This window comes from Ruegeria sp. K5 (assembly GCF_056531805.1).
In genome coordinates this window covers 16382-33890 of record NZ_JBQFML010000004.1, presented here as the reverse complement: position 1 = coordinate 33890, position 17509 = coordinate 16382, and the positions used below count along the sequence as shown (strand labels likewise).

Annotated in this window: 14 protein-coding genes; 11 read left to right on the top strand and 3 right to left on the bottom strand. The window is 60.9% G+C overall.

Annotated features, from left to right (window positions below):
• Positions 1 to 52: 52 nt before the first annotated feature.
• Both ACR0MO_RS12795 and ACR0MO_RS12790 read right to left on the bottom strand, forming a co-directional pair.
• A complete protein-coding gene (locus ACR0MO_RS12795) occupies positions 53 to 682 on the bottom strand; it encodes a glutathione S-transferase family protein (RefSeq protein WP_480891593.1) in 630 nt (209 codons plus the stop codon).
• A 19-nt stretch (positions 683 to 701) separates the two neighbouring features.
• Complete coding sequence (locus ACR0MO_RS12790; RefSeq protein WP_170632754.1) at positions 702 to 1199, bottom strand: class I SAM-dependent methyltransferase; 498 nt, start codon at positions 1197 to 1199, stop codon at positions 702 to 704.
• Between the two features lie 233 nt (positions 1200 to 1432).
• On the opposite strand from ACR0MO_RS12790, the gene ACR0MO_RS12785 reads away from it, so the two are divergent.
• The 5 genes from ACR0MO_RS12785 to ACR0MO_RS12765 are packed head-to-tail and all read left to right on the top strand — an operon-like array spanning position 1433 to position 8653.
• Positions 1433 to 3205 (top strand): ABC transporter ATP-binding protein, encoded by a 1773-nt coding sequence (locus ACR0MO_RS12785; RefSeq protein WP_480891591.1) that lies wholly within the window; start codon positions 1433 to 1435, stop codon positions 3203 to 3205.
• The gene (locus ACR0MO_RS12780; RefSeq protein WP_170454496.1) at positions 3198 to 5108 is read left to right on the top strand and encodes an ABC transporter substrate-binding protein; all 1911 of its coding nucleotides are present in this window, start codon (positions 3198 to 3200) and stop codon (positions 5106 to 5108) included. Before ACR0MO_RS12785 ends, ACR0MO_RS12780 begins: the two co-directional genes overlap by 8 nt.
• 13 nt (positions 5109 to 5121) lie before the next feature.
• Positions 5122 to 6150, top strand: a complete 1029-nt coding sequence (locus ACR0MO_RS12775) for an ABC transporter permease (RefSeq protein WP_170454498.1) — start codon at positions 5122 to 5124, stop codon at positions 6148 to 6150.
• Entirely contained in the window at positions 6147 to 7301 is a 1155-nt protein-coding gene (locus tag ACR0MO_RS12770) for an ABC transporter permease (RefSeq protein ID WP_170454501.1), read from the top strand. Before ACR0MO_RS12775 ends, ACR0MO_RS12770 begins: the two co-directional genes overlap by 4 nt.
• Positions 7298 to 8653 (top strand): CoA transferase, encoded by a 1356-nt coding sequence (locus tag ACR0MO_RS12765; protein ID WP_170623867.1) that lies wholly within the window; start codon positions 7298 to 7300, stop codon positions 8651 to 8653. Before ACR0MO_RS12770 ends, ACR0MO_RS12765 begins: the two co-directional genes overlap by 4 nt.
• A gap of 87 nt (positions 8654 to 8740) precedes the next feature.
• Here ACR0MO_RS12765 and ACR0MO_RS12760 read toward each other — a convergent pair whose 3' ends face one another.
• Entirely contained in the window at positions 8741 to 11113 is a 2373-nt protein-coding gene (locus ACR0MO_RS12760; protein WP_170454505.1) for a mechanosensitive ion channel domain-containing protein, read from the bottom strand.
• 390 nt (positions 11114 to 11503) lie between these two features.
• Here ACR0MO_RS12760 and ACR0MO_RS12755 point away from each other — a divergent pair, with 390 nt between their 5' ends.
• Genes ACR0MO_RS12755 through ACR0MO_RS12730 form a run of 6 tightly spaced genes read left to right on the top strand, consistent with a single transcriptional unit; the run spans position 11504 to position 17507 of the window.
• The gene (locus tag ACR0MO_RS12755) at positions 11504 to 12718 is read left to right on the top strand and encodes a glycosyltransferase family protein (protein ID WP_480891589.1); all 1215 of its coding nucleotides are present in this window, start codon (positions 11504 to 11506) and stop codon (positions 12716 to 12718) included.
• Positions 12715 to 13962 (top strand): glycosyltransferase, encoded by a 1248-nt coding sequence (locus tag ACR0MO_RS12750; RefSeq protein WP_170736754.1) that lies wholly within the window; start codon positions 12715 to 12717, stop codon positions 13960 to 13962. The genes ACR0MO_RS12755 and ACR0MO_RS12750 overlap by 4 nt, the downstream gene beginning before the upstream one ends.
• On the top strand, positions 13962 to 15038 hold the full coding sequence (locus ACR0MO_RS12745; protein WP_170736752.1) for a glycosyltransferase family 4 protein: 1077 nt from the start codon (positions 13962 to 13964) through the stop codon (positions 15036 to 15038). Before ACR0MO_RS12750 ends, ACR0MO_RS12745 begins: the two co-directional genes overlap by 1 nt.
• Positions 15035 to 15619, top strand: a complete 585-nt coding sequence (locus ACR0MO_RS12740; RefSeq protein ID WP_170736750.1) for a histidine phosphatase family protein — start codon at positions 15035 to 15037, stop codon at positions 15617 to 15619. The genes ACR0MO_RS12745 and ACR0MO_RS12740 overlap by 4 nt, the downstream gene beginning before the upstream one ends.
• Positions 15616 to 16758 (top strand): glycosyltransferase, encoded by a 1143-nt coding sequence (locus ACR0MO_RS12735; protein WP_170736748.1) that lies wholly within the window; start codon positions 15616 to 15618, stop codon positions 16756 to 16758. Before ACR0MO_RS12740 ends, ACR0MO_RS12735 begins: the two co-directional genes overlap by 4 nt.
• Positions 16755 to 17507 carry a polysaccharide deacetylase family protein gene (locus tag ACR0MO_RS12730; RefSeq protein WP_480891585.1) on the top strand — a complete coding sequence of 251 codons (753 nt, stop codon included), beginning with the start codon at positions 16755 to 16757 and terminating at the stop codon, positions 17505 to 17507. Before ACR0MO_RS12735 ends, ACR0MO_RS12730 begins: the two co-directional genes overlap by 4 nt.
• Positions 17508 to 17509: the final 2 nt, after the last annotated feature.

Genomic DNA, 17509 nt, shown 5'->3' with positions numbered 1-17509 from the left:
CATTTCTGTACAGTAATCGACCCAATCAGACATCCGCCTGTTTTGGTTGCTTTCAAAGACTGGCGCTGGGCCGGGATTGAACCGTATGAAACCACTTCTGCGTGGCGGTATTGCCCTCGGGTATCCGCATTTTGATCACGCGCGCGAAATCGACGAATACGAAGGTCGAGATATCGGCGAGGCTGAAGGTATCCCCGGCGACAAAGGGACTCTCGGCCAATCTGCCCTCAAGCAAGTCAAAAAACGCCCCGACACGTGCCGCACCACGTTCCGCCAGTTGAGGGATCTGGGCGTAATCGACCGGCCCCGGAATGGCGCGATCCTTGAAGGCCGGATGCGTGTTGCGCAGCGCATCGGCAATCGGGGCCCCGCCCTGTTGTTCGACAAGGGCGTGCCACATTGACACCTGGCCTTTTTCATCAGGTGTACGCCCCATCAGGGGCGGTTCGGGAAAGCGTGCCTCAAGATAGGCCGCGATTCCTAGGTTTTCCGTCAGGACCGCGCCCTCGTCCGTCACCAGAACCGGCAGGGTCGCGCGCGGGTTCACCGCCAGAAACGCATCCTCCAGCTGCTCACCCTTGGCAATTGAAACCTCACGCGTTTCGATGTCGATCCCCTTTTCGGCGATAAACATGCGGGCCCGGCGCGGGTTTGGCGCGGTTGAACAATCATAGAAGATCATCGGCTGGGTCCTTTTCGGATCATCGGCGGTAGACGAAACAGCGCCCCTCGACGGCCCCGTCGGGCAAAGGCAGTTCAGTCAGCGTTTCGAAATACATTCGATCACTCGACACCATCAGCCCGCCCTCGGCCAGCAGCGGCTCGATCAGCGGGGAAACAAGGCGCGCGAATGCATCGTTTTTCTCGCGATTGTGCCCGCCAAGATCCGCGTGGATCAGGCTGGCAGACGCGCCGAAACGCGCGACCGAGGCGGGCAGCGTCTCGCGCACATCGCCCAGAATGACCCGATCCTCGGGCGGGGTGCTGTCCGGGTGCGAGGCCACCGCGCGTTCGAACACGTAAACCGGGCGGTCCTGAATGTGCCGGATCATGTGATGATAAGTCCGGCCATTGCCCAGACCCAGTTCGAATACCGGCCCCTCCATCCCTGCGGTCTGCGCTATCGCAAAATCCAGACAGGCGCGCTGCGACACCATGCGGTCGATGAACAGATCCAGACGGCTTTGATTCTCGGACACGGGGAAATCTCTCCTTGATACCGCTCACCAGCATAGACGCAGGCGGCTGTGCACTAGATGACAAAAACTCAAGAGCTTGTGTAGCAGCGAAGACATAACTTTCATATTCCCGAGACATTTCAGTCTAAGAACGGGTTTGACTAGACGGGCGGAACCGCGCGACACTGACGAAAAAATCACGGGGAGTTGATACAGCCGATGCTACCGTACGGCCAACGGGGTGGAAAACCCGAATGAGCGCGTTGTTGTCCGTCAGAGACCTCAGCATTGGTTTTGGCGTGGGTGATCCTGTGGTCACAGACGTGAATTTCGACGTCGATGCCGGGCAGACGCTTGCCCTTGTGGGCGAGTCCGGGTCGGGCAAGACGATCTCGTGCCGGGCAGCGCTGCGCATCCTTCCCCGAACCGCACAGATTCGCAGCGGCTCGATCATTCTGAACGATTCCAAGGGCACCGCTGATCTTGTAAAGATCGGCGAGCGTGAGATGCGCGGCATTCGCGGCAACCGGATTTCGATGATCTTTCAGGAACCCATGCGTTCGCTGTCGCCGCTGCACAAGATCGGCAATCAGGTTAGCGAGGTGCTGTGGCTGCATCGCGGCGCGTCCGAGGCGCAGGCTCGCAAAGAGGTGCTGACGCAATTCGAACGCGTCGGCTTCCCCGACCCGCAGCGCGCCTATGACTCCTATCCGTTCGAGCTGTCCGGCGGTATGCGTCAGCGCGCGATGATCGCGATGGCGATGGTGGCCAAGCCTGATTTGCTGATCGCGGATGAGCCGACAACCGCGCTGGACGTGACAACACAGGCGCAGGTGCTTGGTCTGATCAAGGAATTGCAACGCGAAACCGGGATGGCGCTGATCCTGGTGACCCATGACCTTGGCGTGGTGGCCAACATGGCTGAGCAGGTCGTGGTCATGCACAAGGGCCGCGTGATGGAGGCGGGTCCCGCCGCGCCCATCCTGACTGCGCCCGCACATCCCTATACAAAGCAGTTGTTCGATGCGGCCCCCGAAATCCCCGATCAGGATGCTGTTGGGATACCCATGCCCGACGAAGACCTGATTCTGCAGATGAAGGGGGTTTCCAAGACCTATACGATGCGGGCCAGCAAGGGCTGGCAGGCAGATAAGGAAATTCATGCCTGTCGCGGCGTCGATCTGAAACTTGCGCGCGGCAAGACGCTGGCCATCGTAGGTGAAAGCGGCTCGGGCAAGACCACCGCGGCCCGGATCGCCCTTGGCGCAGAACTGCCCGATCCGGGCGGAGAGGTGCTGTTCCGCACCTCCGCAACCGAAGACCCGATCCCCGTGCACAAAATGAGCCGCGCCCAGCGCACCGCCTTTCAGCGCAAGGCGCAGATGGTGTTTCAGGACCCCTATAGCTCGCTCAGCCCCCGCATGCGGATTCAGGATGCGATGACTGAGCCGTTGGAGATTCACCGGATCGGCTCGACTTCGGAACAGCGGGACAAGGCCGCCGAGATGTTGCAGCGTGTTGGTCTGAACGCCGACATGCTGAAACGCTACCCGCACGCCTTTTCCGGCGGTCAACGCCAGCGCCTGTCCATCGCCCGCGCCATGATGCTGGACCCGCAGTTGATCGTGTGTGACGAGCCGACCTCGGCGCTGGACGTGTCGGTACAGGAACAAATCCTGACACTGCTGGAGAACCTGCAGGACAGTCTGAACCTGTCCTACTTCTTCATCTCTCACGATCTTGCGGTCGTGGCGCGCATTGCTGATGAGGTCGCCGTGATGCGCCGAGGGCTGATCGTTGAACAAGCCCCACCCGAAACCCTTTTCTACAATCCGCGCCACCCCTACACCAAGGCGTTGATTGCCGCTCAACCAGAACCCGACATCAACCGCCCGATCGACCTGAAAATGGTTTCGTTGGGTGCCGGCGCGCCGGACAGTTGGGATGAAGCCTTTCGTTTCTCTGACACCGTGATACCTTCACTTGTGGAATTGGAGCCGGGCCATAAGGTACGTTGTCATGTTTAAGACCACTCGCCATTTGTTTTTTGCCGCATCGCTGGCCTTTTCTTCGACCTTGGCCGCCGCAGCCGAAACACCAACCCCGCAAGAGGCCGAATACTGGGCCGCAAAGGTTGATGCCGGAGACTTGCCACCGGTTACCGAACGCTTGCCGAAAGAGCCTTTGGTCGTCGATCTGGCCGCCAAGGGGCGCGAGTTCGGAACGCCGGGCGGGACCCTGCGCACCATGGTGACCCGCTCCAAGGATATCCGTCAGATGGTCGTCTACGGATATGCCCGCCTGGTCGGCTTTGACGAGAATTACGAGATTGTCCCCGACCTGCTGGCCTCGTTCGAAAACGAAGACAATCGCAAGTTCACCCTGAAACTGCGCGAAGGTCATAAGTGGTCCGACGGCTCGCCCTTCACGTCCGAGGATTTCCGCTATTGGTGGGAAGATGTTGCCAATAACGAATTACTCAGCCCCTCGGGCCCGCCGGACTTTCTGATCGTCGAAGGCAAAACACCCACTGTTTCATTCCCGGATGAGACAACCGTGATCTTCGAATGGGATGACCCCAACCCGGATTTCCTGCAATCGCTGGCGCAGGCCCGTCCGCCCTTCATCTACCGGCCAGCCGCTTTCCTGAAGCAATATCATGAGAAATTTGCGGACCCGGAAGAGCTGGCGTTTCAGGTCGAAGATGCCCGCGTCAAAAGCTGGGCGGCGCTGCATAACAAGCTGGATAACCTGTATAAATTCGACAATAGTGAGTTGCCGACCCTACAGCCATGGTTGAATGCCAGCTCGGGCAAGAAGATCCGGCACAGCTTTATCCGCAACCCATATTATCACCGCGTCGACTCGAACGGTGTGCAACTGCCCTATATCGACGTGGTCGAGATGGAGATTGTTGCCCCCGGCTTGGTTGCAGCCAAGACCAACGCAGGCGAAAGCGATTTGCAGGGCCGTGGTCTGGCATTCCGCGATGCCTCGATCCTGAAAAAGGGGGAAGAGGTTGGCAACTACAAGACATTGCTGTGGAAAACCGGCGTGGCCTCGCAGATCGCGATCTATCCCAACCTGAACTACTCGGACGAAGCTTGGCGCAATGTGCTGCGCGACGTGCGTGTACGCCGTGCACTGTCGCTGGCAATTGATCGCAACACGATCAATCAGGCGCTTTATTTTAAGCTGGCAAAGCCGATGGCGATGTCGGTTCTGCCCGCCTCGCCTTTCTACAGTGAGGAAAACGCCAAGGCCTGGGCCGACTTCGATGTCGATCAGGCAAATGCCCTGCTGGACGAGGCCGGGCTGGATCAGCGCGACAAGAATGGCATCCGCCTGCTGCCCGATGGCCGCCCCATGGAACTTGTGATCGAAACCGCAGGCGAACGGCAAGAGGTTGAAAACGCATTGCAAATCGTCACCGACACGTGGCGCGAGATTGGCGTCAAACTGGTGATGCGTCCGCTGGACCGCGACATCCTGCGCAACCGGGTTTTTGCCGGGAACACCATGGCCTCGGTCTGGTTCGGATGGGATGACGGGTTGCCGCAGGCCCATACGTCGCCGTCTTATCTGGCACCGACCGATCAGGTCTTTTTGGCCTGGCCGAAATGGGGCCAGTATTATCAGACCGGTGGCGAGGTTGGCGAAGCCCCCGATATGCCCGAGGCCGAGCGTCTGATGGAACTGGCCCATGAATGGGAGATCGCCACCACGGATGAAGAGCGTGAGGCCGCCTGGACCGAAATGCTGAATATCCACGCCGATCAGCTGTATGCCATTGGCATCCTGAACGGCGCACCGCAGCCCATCGTCGTCTCGAACCGTCTGCGCAATGTCCCGGAACAGGCCATGTGGGCGTGGGAGCCCGGCGCGCATTTCGGCGTTCACCGCCCGGATGAGTTCTTCTTCGCCGACTGACAGGAGCAGCTAAATGGTCATGCTGCGCTATGCGGTGTATCGCTTTTTCACGATGCTGCTGACCCTGTTGGTGGTCTCGGTCCTGATTTTCGTGATCATCAACCTGCCGCCCGGCGACTATCTGAGCAATCAGATCGCCGAACTTCAGGCCTCGGGTCAATCGGCAGGCGTGGCCAAGGCCGAGTTCCTGCGCACGGAATACGCGCTGGACCGCCCGATGTGGGAGCAATACCTGATCTGGATGGGGTTCTGGCCCGGTCCGCACGGCTTTTCGGGCATGTTGCAGGGCAACTGGGGCTGGTCCTTTGAATTCGACCGCCCGGTGTCCGAGATCGTTGGCGATACGCTGTGGCTGACCGTTGTCGTGAACCTTGCCGCGATCCTGTTTGTCTATGCAGTCGCCCTGCCCCTTGGCGTGATTGCCGCCGCGCGGTCGCGGACATGGATCGACTATACCTCGGCCTTTGTCGGGTATTTGGGTCTGGCGACGCCCAACTTCCTGCTTGCGCTGATCCTGTTTTATTACGGCCACCAGTATTTCAACCTGCCCATCGGTGGGCTTATGGACCCTAAATTCGAGGGCCAGCCGATGAGTTGGGATAAACTCAAATCCATCCTGATCCATCTGATCGTGCCAACCTTCGTCATCGGCACATCCGGAGCCTCGGCCATGATGCAACGCCTGCGGGCGAATATGCTGGACGAGTTGGGCAAGCCTTATGTGGAAACAGCCATCGCCAAGGGCATGGCCCCGTCGCGGATGCTGACCAAATACCCCCTGCGCGTGGCCTTTAACCCCTTCGTGGCCGATATCGGCAACCTGCTACCCTCGATGGTGTCGGGCTCGGTTCTGGTCTCGGTCGTTCTGGGCCTGCAGACCATCGGCCCGACCCTGCTGACGGCGCTCAAGACACAGGATCAGTTCCTGTCGGCCTTCATCCTGATGTTCGTGGCCTTGCTGACGCTGATCGGCACCATGATCTCGGACATTCTGCTGGTGATGCTCGATCCACGCATTCGGTATGAGGGGCGCGAAGCATGACCGACCGCCCCGATGATCGCTTTGTCGATGACGCCCCATTCGACCCGCAAGCCTCGGTCCAGCAGCTGGAACGTGCCGATCTGGACGCGCCAAACTGGGTGCTGGTCTGGCGGAAATTCAGAACCCACAAGCTGGGCCTGATTTCGGGCATCTTCCTGTTGCTGTGTTACCTGATGTTGCCCTTCGCCGGGTTCATCGCACCCTATGGCCCAAATGACCGGAACGGCGAACACCTTTATGCTCCGCCTCAATCGATCAACTGGTTCCACGAAGGGGAATTCAAAGGCCCGTTCATCTATCCCATCGTGGCCGAGGCGGATCTGGAGACGTTCCAGTGGAAATTCGTTCCCGATACCGAAGACCCGCGCCCGATCCGCTTCTTCTGCGAAGGGTCGGAATACCGGCTGGCCGGCCTGATCAAATCCGACACCCACCTGTTCTGCGCCCCGGACGGCGCTACCCTGTTCCTGTGGGGTTCGGATCGGCTGGGCCGTGATGTGTTCAGCCGCATCCTTTACGGCGCGCAACTGTCCTTGACGGTGGGCCTGATCGGCATTTCGGTCTCATTTTTCCTTGGAATCCTGTTCGGATCCATGGCCGGGTATTTCGGCGGGCGCATCGACTGGACGATCAACCGGGTCATCGAAGTCCTGCGCTCTCTACCCGAGCTTCCCTTGTGGCTGGCCCTGTCCGCCGCCGTGCCATCGAACTGGAGCCCGGTTGCGGTGTTCTTCATCATCTCGATCATTCTTGGCATCCTCGACTGGCCCGGCCTCGCCCGATCCGTCCGGGCCAAATTCCTGTCGCTGCGGGAAGAGGAATATGTCCGCGCGGCCGAGATGATGGGCGCAAGCTCGGGCCGGGTGATCCGCAAACACCTGTTGCCCAACTTCATGTCCCACCTGATCGCCTCGGCCACGCTGTCGATCCCTGCGATGATCCTTGGGGAAACGGCACTATCCTTCCTGGGCCTCGGCCTGCGCGCACCGGCGGTCAGTTGGGGCGTGATGCTGAATGACGCGCAGAACCTGGCCTCGATCGAGATCTACCCGTGGACCGCCATCCCGATGCTGCCAATCATCGTCGTCGTACTGGCCTTCAACTTCCTTGGTGACGGATTGCGCGACAGCCTTGATCCCTATCAGCAATGAGTCTGCTTGCCGCACTGCCTGCATCTGACGGCTATCGCACCACCGGGTCCGGGGCATTGCCCAGCGCCTTCGCGGTCTCTGAGCTTGCAACTGCCAGCCTTGCTGCCGTGGGTCAGGAGGTATCGCGCCTGATGGTGGCGCTCAACCTGACGCCCACAGCGCCCGACATCGAGGTCAACCAACGTCTGGCCTCGCTCTGGTTTCGCTATTCCTTCAAGCCCGATGGGTGGCAGATGCCCAGCCTGTGGGACGCCATCGCAGGGGATTACCGCGCCGCAGATGGCTGGATTCGGCTGCACACCAACCTGCCGCACCACCGGGCCGCCGCGCTGAAGGTCCTGGGCACCGAGGCCGACCGGGATGCGGTCACGCAGGCCCTCAGGTCGTGGTCCATTGGTGATCTGGAAAACGCCATCGTCGCGGAAGGCGGCGTTGCCGCTGCAATGCGCAGCCGGGTCGAGTGGCAGGACCACCCCCAAGGTCGTGCAGTCGCCCGAGACCCGCTGATCGGATGGCACAGCCCCAGACATATCACGCTGCGTGATCGGCCCCAGGCCACCGCTGAACGCCCGCTGGCAGGGTTGCGCGTGCTGGACCTGACGCGGGTTCTGGCGGGTCCGGTCTCGACCCGTACGCTCGCCGGGCTTGGGGCCGACGTGTTGCGCATTGATCCACCGGATTGGGATGAACCCGGCGTGATCCCCGATATTTCTCTGGGCAAGCACTGCGCTTATCTGGACCTGAAATCAACTGATGGGCTGGCGCGACTGCAGGCTCTGCTGGCCGAGGCGGATGTCTTTGTCCATGGCTACCGTCCCGGTGCTTTGGACGCCTTGGGCCTGACCAAATCCAAGCGGGACGAACTGGCCCCGAACCGGGTCGAGGTCACGTTGGATGCCTATGGCTGGCAAGGCCCCTGGGCCGGGCGGCGCGGGTTCGACAGTCTGGTGCAGATGAGCGCCGGAATTGCACATACCGGCATGGGCTGGGCGCAGGCGGACAGACCAACCCCGTTGCCGGTTCAGGCATTGGATCATGCAACCGGATACCTGATGGCAGCCGCCGTCCTGTCTGCACTGGCCGAGGCGGCGCAAAGCAACTCGGTCATGCATGCGCAACTGTCCCTTGCCCGCACGGCCGAGCTTCTTGCCGTTTTGGGCAAGACCGACGCAGCGGACGAAATCGGGGAAGTCACAAAAAGCGACTATTCCAAAACCATGGAAAATTCAGGCTGGGGCCCCGGATACCGGCTGAAATCGCCCCTTACCGTGGGCGGGACCGAACTGCGCTGGCCCCGTCCCGCCAACAAACTGGGCACATCTGATCCTGTCTGGCCGACGCCGGCCCCCTGACACACCCGCCGCGCGGCACGCGCGGCCCGGCCCAACGCTTTGGGTGGCGTCTCGTCAGAGACGCAGACCAAAGGGGCGGGAGAACCCCTAGCGGTCGTCGCCGCCGGGGCCGATATCGTCCAGATAATCCTCGTCAATCGCGGCCTGCACAGCGCCGGTTACCGCCTCGCGCTGTTTTGGCGTCAGGTCTTCGGCGTTCTTGTCATCTGCCAGCCGCACAGTGACTTCGCGGTGGGCAAAACGGATACCTTCGCGGGCAAACAATTCGCGAATTTCCTGATACACCTTCTTGCGCACCAGCCACTGATCGCCCGGTTTGGTCATGAACTTGACCCGGATGATCATCGCGGAATCCTGCATCTCGATCACGCCCTGCGATTTCAGCGGCTGGATAAAGTTCTCGCCGATCACCGGATCGCTCAGCAATTGCTGGCCCAGCTTCTTGATCAGTTTGCGCACCTTTTCCACATCGGTGTCATAGGTGACACGCAGGGGCAGCTTCATGATCACCCAGTCGCGGGAATAGTTGGTCAGAACCTTGATCTCACCAAAGGGAATGGTGTTCAGCGCGCCCAGATGGTGGCGCAACTGGAACGACCGGACCGAGATCTTTTCGACCGTCCCTTTCACATCCCCAATGTCGATATACTCCCCCTTGCGGAACGCATCATCCAACAGGAAGAACGCGCCCGAGAATATGTCGCGGACCAGCGTTTGCGAGCCGAACCCAACGGCCAGACCAACCACACCAGCACCGGCGAACAGCGGGCTGACATTGATGCCCAGTTCCATCAGCACGATCAGCACAATCGTGACCACGACAACGGCCAGAATCGCCCCCCGGAACAGCGGCAACAGAGTCGCCAACCGACTTTGACCGCCTTCGCCACCTTCATCACCCAGTTCGGCCTCGGTCCCGTCATCGGATTCTTCGGCGATTTTACTGTCGATCCAGATGCGGAAGAAGTTGAACAGGATGTAGCCGATGAACAGGATCACCATGACATCCAACGCGCGCCCGACGGGCAGGTCCTCGCTCCAACTGGCCTCGGGGTTCCAGATCACGACCAGCGCGTACATACCGACCACAAAGGCCAGAATACCGGCGACACGGCGGGCAAGGTCTTCGTAGGTCAGGATCGTGTGCTTTCGTTGCGTGGCCTCTGGCGTGTCCGAAACGAGTTCGCCCTCCAGAGGTTCGTCCGCCGTGGCATTCTTTTCTTCGATCTGGCGGTTACGGTTGAAATAGCGTTCCAGCAGATAGTTCATCGCACCATAGGCCACGACGACGGACATGAAGATCGCGTAGCTGCTGGCCACAATCGGGACCGAGTTTTCATTCTCCAGCACCAGATCCACTGCCAGCTTGAACCAGCTGAATACCATGTAAATGATCAGCACCGGGGCCCAGGCGAATGAGATGAACCGCAAGATCCACGACACCTGACCGGGCGCGCGCCCACCCCGGATCGCATTGGAAATGGCACCTGCATTGAACAGGATCATCAGGATATTGCCCAAGGCCCCCACCATGGTCAGGCCACCATAGACCATGGCATAGACATTGTAGTTCAGCCCGAAATCCGCCACCCAGGTCGAGAACATAACGACCGAGATGTCATAGGTGGCCAGTGCCGACGCCCAGATATACAGCCGCTTCGCGTTGCGGTCGGAAAAGGGCGGCAGGCGATATTGGCTCAGATACGGCGACAGCACCATCCGCCACAGGTCGGACACCGTGCGTGACAGGAAAAAGGCCGTGAAGATGGCCGTTACCGTGAATTGGATCGAGATATCCTCGGCCTCGCCAAAAAACAGATACCCGACGATCAGGGCCATCAGCATCGCAAATATGGTTCCGCCGATTCCCATCAGGAAGCGGAACACAAGGAACGGCATTTTTTCGCGATAGCCTTGGGGGTTTTCTTTGCTTCGGGCCACGACCCAGCGTTTGGCAAAGCGTTTGCCGTATATTTCCGTCGACAGCCATCGGCCTAACAACAGGAACAGGACGTTCCAAACCAGAACCTCGACATAGGTCTGAATGCGCCCATCGGGGCTGGTTTGGCGCAGGACGTACTGAACCTCGAATACCGAATAGGGCAAGGCTTCCAGGCGCGAGGCGACCGACTCGCGGAACTTCGAAAACCGCTCTTGCGCCCGCATCAGTTGCGATCCGTCGGCCATTGGGTTTTCCGCCGAGTCCTCGGACGCAGCCCCTCCGCCGGAGGTCGAGGTCACAACCTGCCCCGCACTGTCGATCACGATGACGCTGGCACCAGCCTCGCTGGCGGCGCGGATCGCGGCGGCCAGATCGCCTTCGCTGGCTGTCTCGGTCTCTTCGGTTGATCCTGTCGGATAACCGGGGATCAGAGAGGTTTGCGCAGAAACTCCAGCGGGCAAGACCAGAAGAACAGTCAGCAACGCCAGGATCAATCCAGCCAGAAAGTTAGGTTTCATAGGGTCTTGCATCCTAAACTCAAGATGCCGCTCAGAATACAGAACCCTTACGCTCTGTTCAAACCATCACGGCCATCGAACTCAATATCGTGCCGGGGCGTGGTCCTGGCGCAATGGGTCACTGCGGGTATTTTCAACTTCGCAAAAATTGAATATGACCTGTATTGCGCCCAGGCGCTGCCCAACTGGCCGTTTTCTCGACCATTCCGCTAACAATGCCAAACCCCGGAGAAAAATGCCCGCGATACAACATTCTTCTGTTGCCAATTCGCAATGCCTCGCGCATTTGCGATTGGGCCTTTCCGCCTTTGGCAAGCAAGGCTTAACAATATAAGATAACTGGTGCGAACGCGCGGATCCTGCACCAAGACCAGAAAAACAGGCACCAATATGAGCCTCGGCACAAACACTCTCAAATCCGGTCGCGCGCCGCGCATCCTGTTTTACAGCCATGATACCTTTGGTTTGGGTCATCTGCGACGCTCGCGCGCATTGGCGGCGGCGGCAACGCAGGCAGACCCAACCGCATCGGCGCTGATCCTGACCGGCTCGCCCGTGGCCGGGCGGTTCACTTTTCCCCGCCGCGTCGACCATGTGCGCCTGCCCGGCGTGACCAAGCGCGCCGACGGATCTTATGCCGCGCGCACTATCGGCATGGGAATCGATGAAGTGACCGAGCTGCGCGCGGGTCTGATCCAGACAGCCGTGCAGCAATTCGATCCGGACATGCTGATCGTCGATAAGGAACCCACCGGGTTTCGCGGCGAATTGTTGCCGACGCTGGAGTATCTGGAAAACAAGTGCGGCACCAAGCTGGTCCTTGGTCTGCGCGATGTGCTGGACGAGCCCGAGGTGCTGGCCGCCGAATGGGACCGGAAAGACGCCGTTACCGCGACCGAGCGGTTTTATGACGAGATCTGGGTTTATGGCCTCCGCTCGATCTACGACCCGACCGCTGGGTTGCCTCTGAACCCCGCAACACAGTCCCGCATTCATTGGACCGGCTATCTGCGGCGCGACCTTGGCCCTGTCGGTGAACCGCCTGAACAGCCCTATATCCTGATCACCCCCGGTGGGGGCGGCGATGGCAAGGCCATGGTCAATCTGGTTCTGTCCGCTTACGAACAAGACCCCAATCTGTCGCCCCGCGCCGTTCTGGTCTATGGGCCATTCCTGTCCGGCGAACTGCGCGAGGATTTTGAAGCCCGCGTGGCCGCACTGAATGGCCGGGTGACGGCTGTGGGCTTCGAATCCCAGATCGAAACCCTGTTTGCCGGTGCTGCCGGTGTGGTCTGCATGGGGGGATACAACACCTTTTGCGAGGTGCTGTCCTTCGACAAGCGCGCCGTCATTGTTCCGCGTACCACACCGCGTCTGGAACAGTGGATCCGCGCCTCGCAGGCCGAGGGGTTGGGTCTTGTCCGAATGCTGGACGAAACCCGCGATGGCCTGACGCCTGATGCGATGATCCAGGCCATTCGTGCACTGCCGCAACAACCGTTGCCGTCCGAGACGATCCAGGCTGGCCTGCTTGACGGTCTGGATTACGTGACCGACCGGATCGAAACCCTGCTGACCGGCGAACAGGAACGGGCCACCGGATGAGTGCAAATACGCCGAAGCTGGCGGTGCTGGTCAAAGGCTGGCCGCGCCTGTCCGAGACGTTCATCGCGCAGGAACTGGTCGCCCTTCAGGACGCGGGCCACACGTTTGACATCTGGTCACTGCGCCACCCGACGGACACCAAACGCCATCCGCTGCATGACCGCTTTACCGGTCGCGTACACTACCTGCCCGAATATCTGTATCAGGAACCCCAGCGGGTCTGGTCCGCACGCGCGATTGCACAGGGCCTTCCGGGCTATGCCGAGGCATACCGGGTATGGCGGCAAGACCTGCGTCGTGATCCCACCCACAACCGCATCCGCCGCTTCGGGCAGGCCTGCGTTCTGGCTGCGGAACTGCCCGGCGACACTCGGGCGCTTTATGCGCATTTCATGCACACCCCGTCTTCGGTCGCGCGCTACGCGTCCATCATGCGCGGCGTTCCATGGAGCTTTTCTGCCCACGCCAAGGATATCTGGACCTCGCCGGATTGGGAGAAACGCGAAAAGCTGCAGGCAGCGACCCATGGCGCAGCCTTCGGGGCCACCTGCACCGCCATCGGGGCGAAACACCTGCGCGGTTTGGCGGATACGCCGGATCGGGTCGATCTGATTTATCACGGGCTGGACCTTGGCCGCTTTCCATCCCCGCCCGAGCGCGCGTTGCGCGATGCGAATGGACCGTTTCACATGATCTCGGTCGGGCGGCTGGTCGAGAAAAAGGGCTTTGATCGCCTGATCGCGGCCTTCGCCCTGCTGCCCAGGACACTGGACTGGCACTGGACCCATATCGGCGGCGGCGGCCTGGGTCAGGCGCTGCAGGATCAGGCAAAGGCTGCGGGCGTTGCGCACCGCATCATCTGGAAAGGCGCTTGCGATCAGCCCGAGGTGATTGCTGCGATGCGGGATGCGGACCTGTTCGTGCTGCCCAGCCGAATTGCCGATGACGGAGACCGGGACGGGTTGCCGAATGTCCTGATGGAAGCGGCCTCGCAAAATCTGCCGATCCTTTCGACGCCCGTTTCCGCCATTCCCGAGTTTATCGAGACCGGAACGCATGGCGTTCTGTCCAAGGATGACCCGACGGCTTTGGCCGAGGCGATGGCCCAGATGGCGGCGCAGCCAGCGAAAACTGCCCAGATGGCCCAAGCCGCTTATGATCGTCTGCTCGCCGAATTCCGGATGGACCCGGGCATCGCTCGATTGTCGGAACGGCTGAGCGCTTTGTGCACGGATGCCGCCTGATGGCGCGCGTCGCGTTCTATGCGCCGATGAAGTCCCCCGACAGCCCAAAACCCTCGGGCGACCGGGAAATGGCCCGCAACCTGATGCAGGCCATTTCGGCGCAAGGGGACCGGGTCGATCTGATCTCGGACCTGCGCATCTATGACAAAACCGGAGACGCGGCACATCAGCAATCGCTGCGTTTGGCGGCTGAGGCCGAGGCGCAGCGGTTGATTTCCCGGTTGCCGTCGGACGTCGATCTTTGGGTGACCTATCACAACTACTACAAGGCCCCCGATCTGTTGGGCCCTGCCGTATCAAAGGCGCGCGGCATTCCTTATGTTCAGTTGGAAAGCACCCGCGCCTCCAGCCGCCTGACCGGCCCCTGGTCGGGCTTCGCCCGGGCGGCGCACGCGGCCTGCGATGCGGCGCAGGTGATTTTCTATCACACGGCAAATGACCTGATCACCCTGCAGCGCGACCGCTGCAACAATCAGGCTTTGGTTGAGTTGCCACCCTTTTTGCCGATCTCCGACCTGCCGCCAAGCGGCACCGCGGACGGCCCGATGCTGAGCGTCGGGATGATGCGCCACGGGGACAAGCTGGCCTCGTACACCATTCTCGCCGAAGCCTTGGCGCATCTGACCGGCGAATGGCACCTCAACATCGCAGGGGACGGCCCCGCCCGCCCCGAGGTCGAGACCCTGATGGCACCCTTTGCGGATCGCGTCACCTTCTTGGGTCAACTGGATCGGGACGCTCTGCAAACCGCCTACCAAGCCGCCAGCCTGTTCGTCTGGCCCGGCGTGAATGAGGCCTATGGGATGGTCTACCTCGAAGCGCAGGCAGCCGGCCTGCCCGTTGTGGCGCAGGATCGGCCGGGGGTTCGGGATGTTCTCTGTCCGTCGGATTACCCATCCGTGGACGCCGGGGTACCGGGATTTGCCATGAATCTTCAGGCGCTGCTGGATGACCCCGCCAGACGCCGAACCCTTGGTGCCGACGCGCGGGCGCATGTGGCGGCGCATCACCTGATGTCGCGCGCGACCGAAATATTCTGGTCAACGGTGCGCCCGTTGGTGGAGGCATCGGCATGACCAGACTGGCCCTCTTGCGACACGGACACACAAGCTGGAACCGCGCGGGGCAGATACAAGGGCGCAGCGATATTTCCCTTGATGATGACGCGCGGGCTGAATTGGCGGGCTACGATCTTCCGTCGGGCTGGCAGCAGGCTGACATCTGGTCCAGCCCATTGGCCCGCGCCCACGAGACGGCGCAGTTGGTATCGGGTCGCATTCCGCATACATCTCCGGCCCTGACCGAGATGAACTGGGGCGAATGGGAGGGGCTGCGCGGCGTCGATCTGATTGAAGACCCCAAAAGCGGCTATCGCCATATCGAAGACTGGGGCTGGGACTACCGCCCGCCCAATGGCGAAAGCCCCGCCGAGGTCTGGCGTCGCTTGCAACCATGGCTGTCTGGGTTGCAGCGGGACACGGTCGCGGTCTGCCATATCGGCATCATGCGGGTGATCCTCGCCCGCGCCTGGGGTTGGAATTTTGAAGGCCCCGCGCCTTTCAAGATCAAACGCAATCGGCTTTATATCGTTGAGATGCCTGACCTGACCGCCGAACCTGACCCTGTGCGCCTGATCCTTCGCGGAGTGACGCAATGAGAGTGATGATCGTCGTCACCCATCTGCTGGGCACAGGTCATCTGAGCCGCGCGCTGACATTGGGCCGCGCCTTTGTGGACGATGGGCAGCAGGTGCTGGTTGTGTCGGGCGGTATGCCCGCGCCGCAATTGAACACGGACGGCATGACCCTGCTTGGCCTGCCGCCGTTGCGCTCGGACGGGACAAATTTCACGCGCCTTCTGACAGAGACCGGCGAGGTCGCCGATGCAGGGTATCTGACTGCGCGGAGCACCGCTTTGGTTCAGGCGATACACAGCTTTCAGCCCCAGGTTCTGATCACCGAGCTTTTCCCCTTTGGCCGCCGTGTGCTGGCCGCCGAGTTTGAAGCGGGTCTGGAAGCCGCACACGCACTGGAATCGCGGCCCATCATTCTTTGTTCGATCCGGGACATTCTGGCACCGCCCTCGAAACCCGCGAAGGCCGAACGCGCCGATGAGATTGTGCAACGTTATTATGACGGTGTGCTGGTGCATTCTGATGAAAACATCACCCCGCTTTCGGTCAGTTGGCCGGTGTCGGAGCACCTTGCAAAACGGCTGCATTATACGGGGTTTGTCGCACCAGAAGCTCCAAGCCCGCATCCAGACGCCGTGGGACGGGACGAAGTTTTAGTCAGCACAGGCGGCGGATCTGTCGGCCAGCCGATCTTTCGCGCGGCCATCGAGGCCGCCCGAAAGATGCCCAACAGGCGCTGGCGCCTGTTGGTGGGCGGGCGGGACGCAAAGGACCGCATTGCCGAGCTGTCCGGGTACGTTGATGGGGCACCGGTGACACTGGAACCCGTGCGCCCGGATTTCCGACAAATGCTGCCCCATGCCGCGGCCTCGGTCAGCATGTGCGGCTACAACACCGCTTTGGATATCCTGCAATGTGGTACGCCTGCGGTGTTTGTGCCCTTTGACGATGGCAAGGAAGTCGAACAGGGGCTGCGCGGTCAGAGTCTGTCGGGTTTGCCGGCAATCGAGCTGCTGCACAGTCAGGACCTGACCGGGTCTGTGTTGGCCCAGCGGGTTGAACGCGTGATTTCCGACGGGCGGCGAGAGCCCGAACGCGCAGGGTTTGACGGCGCACAGCGCAGCGTCGAGATCGCCAAACACTTGTGGGAGCAACGGCCATGAACCCCGACTGGAGCCCATTGGACGCCGAACTGGCCCTGTGGCGCGAGGGCGACCTGTCCCTGCCCCTGTGGTGGCGGGACGATGATGCGACGACGCTTACACCGCAATTGGACAGGCTAACCGAACTCTCCGAGCGGTTGGGCTTGCCTGTCCATCTGGCTGTGATCCCCCGTGATGCGGATGCAAAACTTGCGGGATATGTCGACCAGCATCCGGTTTTGATCCCCGTTGTCCATGGATGGGCGCATCAGAATCACGCACCCGAAGGTGAAAAGAAGTCCGAGTTTAGGGCGCATCGACCACTGGATGCGGTTATCGCCGATGCAAAAGCGGGGCTTACCCGTATGACAGAGATGTTCGGTGATCGGCTGCGACCGATGTTTGTCCCACCTTGGAACAGGATCGGCGATGAAGCCGTCGCGCAACTGCCCGCGCTGGGCTTTCGCATCCTGTCCACGGCAACGCCGCGCAAGGCCGCGATGACCGCCCCGGGGCTGGAGCAGATCAACACCCATCTCGATCCCATTGACTGGCGTGGAACACGCGGGCTGGTTGCTCCGGATGTTTTGATCTTGCAGGTCGTGGACTTTCTCAAGGATCGCCGCAATGGACGGGCAGAGAATGCTGAACCGTTCGGAGTGCTGACCCACCACCTTGTCCACGACCCGAACATCTGGGCCTTCACCGAGGCCCTGCTGACGAAACTACTGGACGGCCCCGCACAGGCGTGGACCGCCCCCAAGACCTGAAG

Bases quoted from the DNA above. Each gene is read 5' to 3' on its own strand.
- ACR0MO_RS12760 (WP_170454505.1), bottom strand. From the start codon at position 11,113: ATGAAACCTAACTTTCTGGCTGGATTGATCCTGGCGTTGCTGACTGTT.
- ACR0MO_RS12770 (WP_170454501.1), top strand. From the start codon at position 6,147: ATGACCGACCGCCCCGATGATCGCTTTGTCGATGACGCCCCATTCGAC.
- ACR0MO_RS12780 (WP_170454496.1), top strand. From the start codon at position 3,198: ATGTTTAAGACCACTCGCCATTTGTTTTTTGCCGCATCGCTGGCCTTT.
- ACR0MO_RS12755 (WP_480891589.1), top strand. From the start codon at position 11,504: ATGAGCCTCGGCACAAACACTCTCAAATCCGGTCGCGCGCCGCGCATC.
- ACR0MO_RS12795 (WP_480891593.1), bottom strand. From the start codon at position 682: ATGATCTTCTATGATTGTTCAACCGCGCCAAACCCGCGCCGGGCCCGC.
- ACR0MO_RS12730 (WP_480891585.1), top strand. From the start codon at position 16,755: ATGAACCCCGACTGGAGCCCATTGGACGCCGAACTGGCCCTGTGGCGC.
- ACR0MO_RS12750 (WP_170736754.1), top strand. From the start codon at position 12,715: ATGAGTGCAAATACGCCGAAGCTGGCGGTGCTGGTCAAAGGCTGGCCG.
- ACR0MO_RS12775 (WP_170454498.1), top strand. From the start codon at position 5,122: ATGGTCATGCTGCGCTATGCGGTGTATCGCTTTTTCACGATGCTGCTG.
- ACR0MO_RS12785 (WP_480891591.1), top strand. From the start codon at position 1,433: ATGAGCGCGTTGTTGTCCGTCAGAGACCTCAGCATTGGTTTTGGCGTG.
- ACR0MO_RS12735 (WP_170736748.1), top strand. From the start codon at position 15,616: ATGAGAGTGATGATCGTCGTCACCCATCTGCTGGGCACAGGTCATCTG.
- ACR0MO_RS12740 (WP_170736750.1), top strand. From the start codon at position 15,035: ATGACCAGACTGGCCCTCTTGCGACACGGACACACAAGCTGGAACCGC.
- ACR0MO_RS12745 (WP_170736752.1), top strand. From the start codon at position 13,962: ATGGCGCGCGTCGCGTTCTATGCGCCGATGAAGTCCCCCGACAGCCCA.
- ACR0MO_RS12765 (WP_170623867.1), top strand. From the start codon at position 7,298: ATGAGTCTGCTTGCCGCACTGCCTGCATCTGACGGCTATCGCACCACC.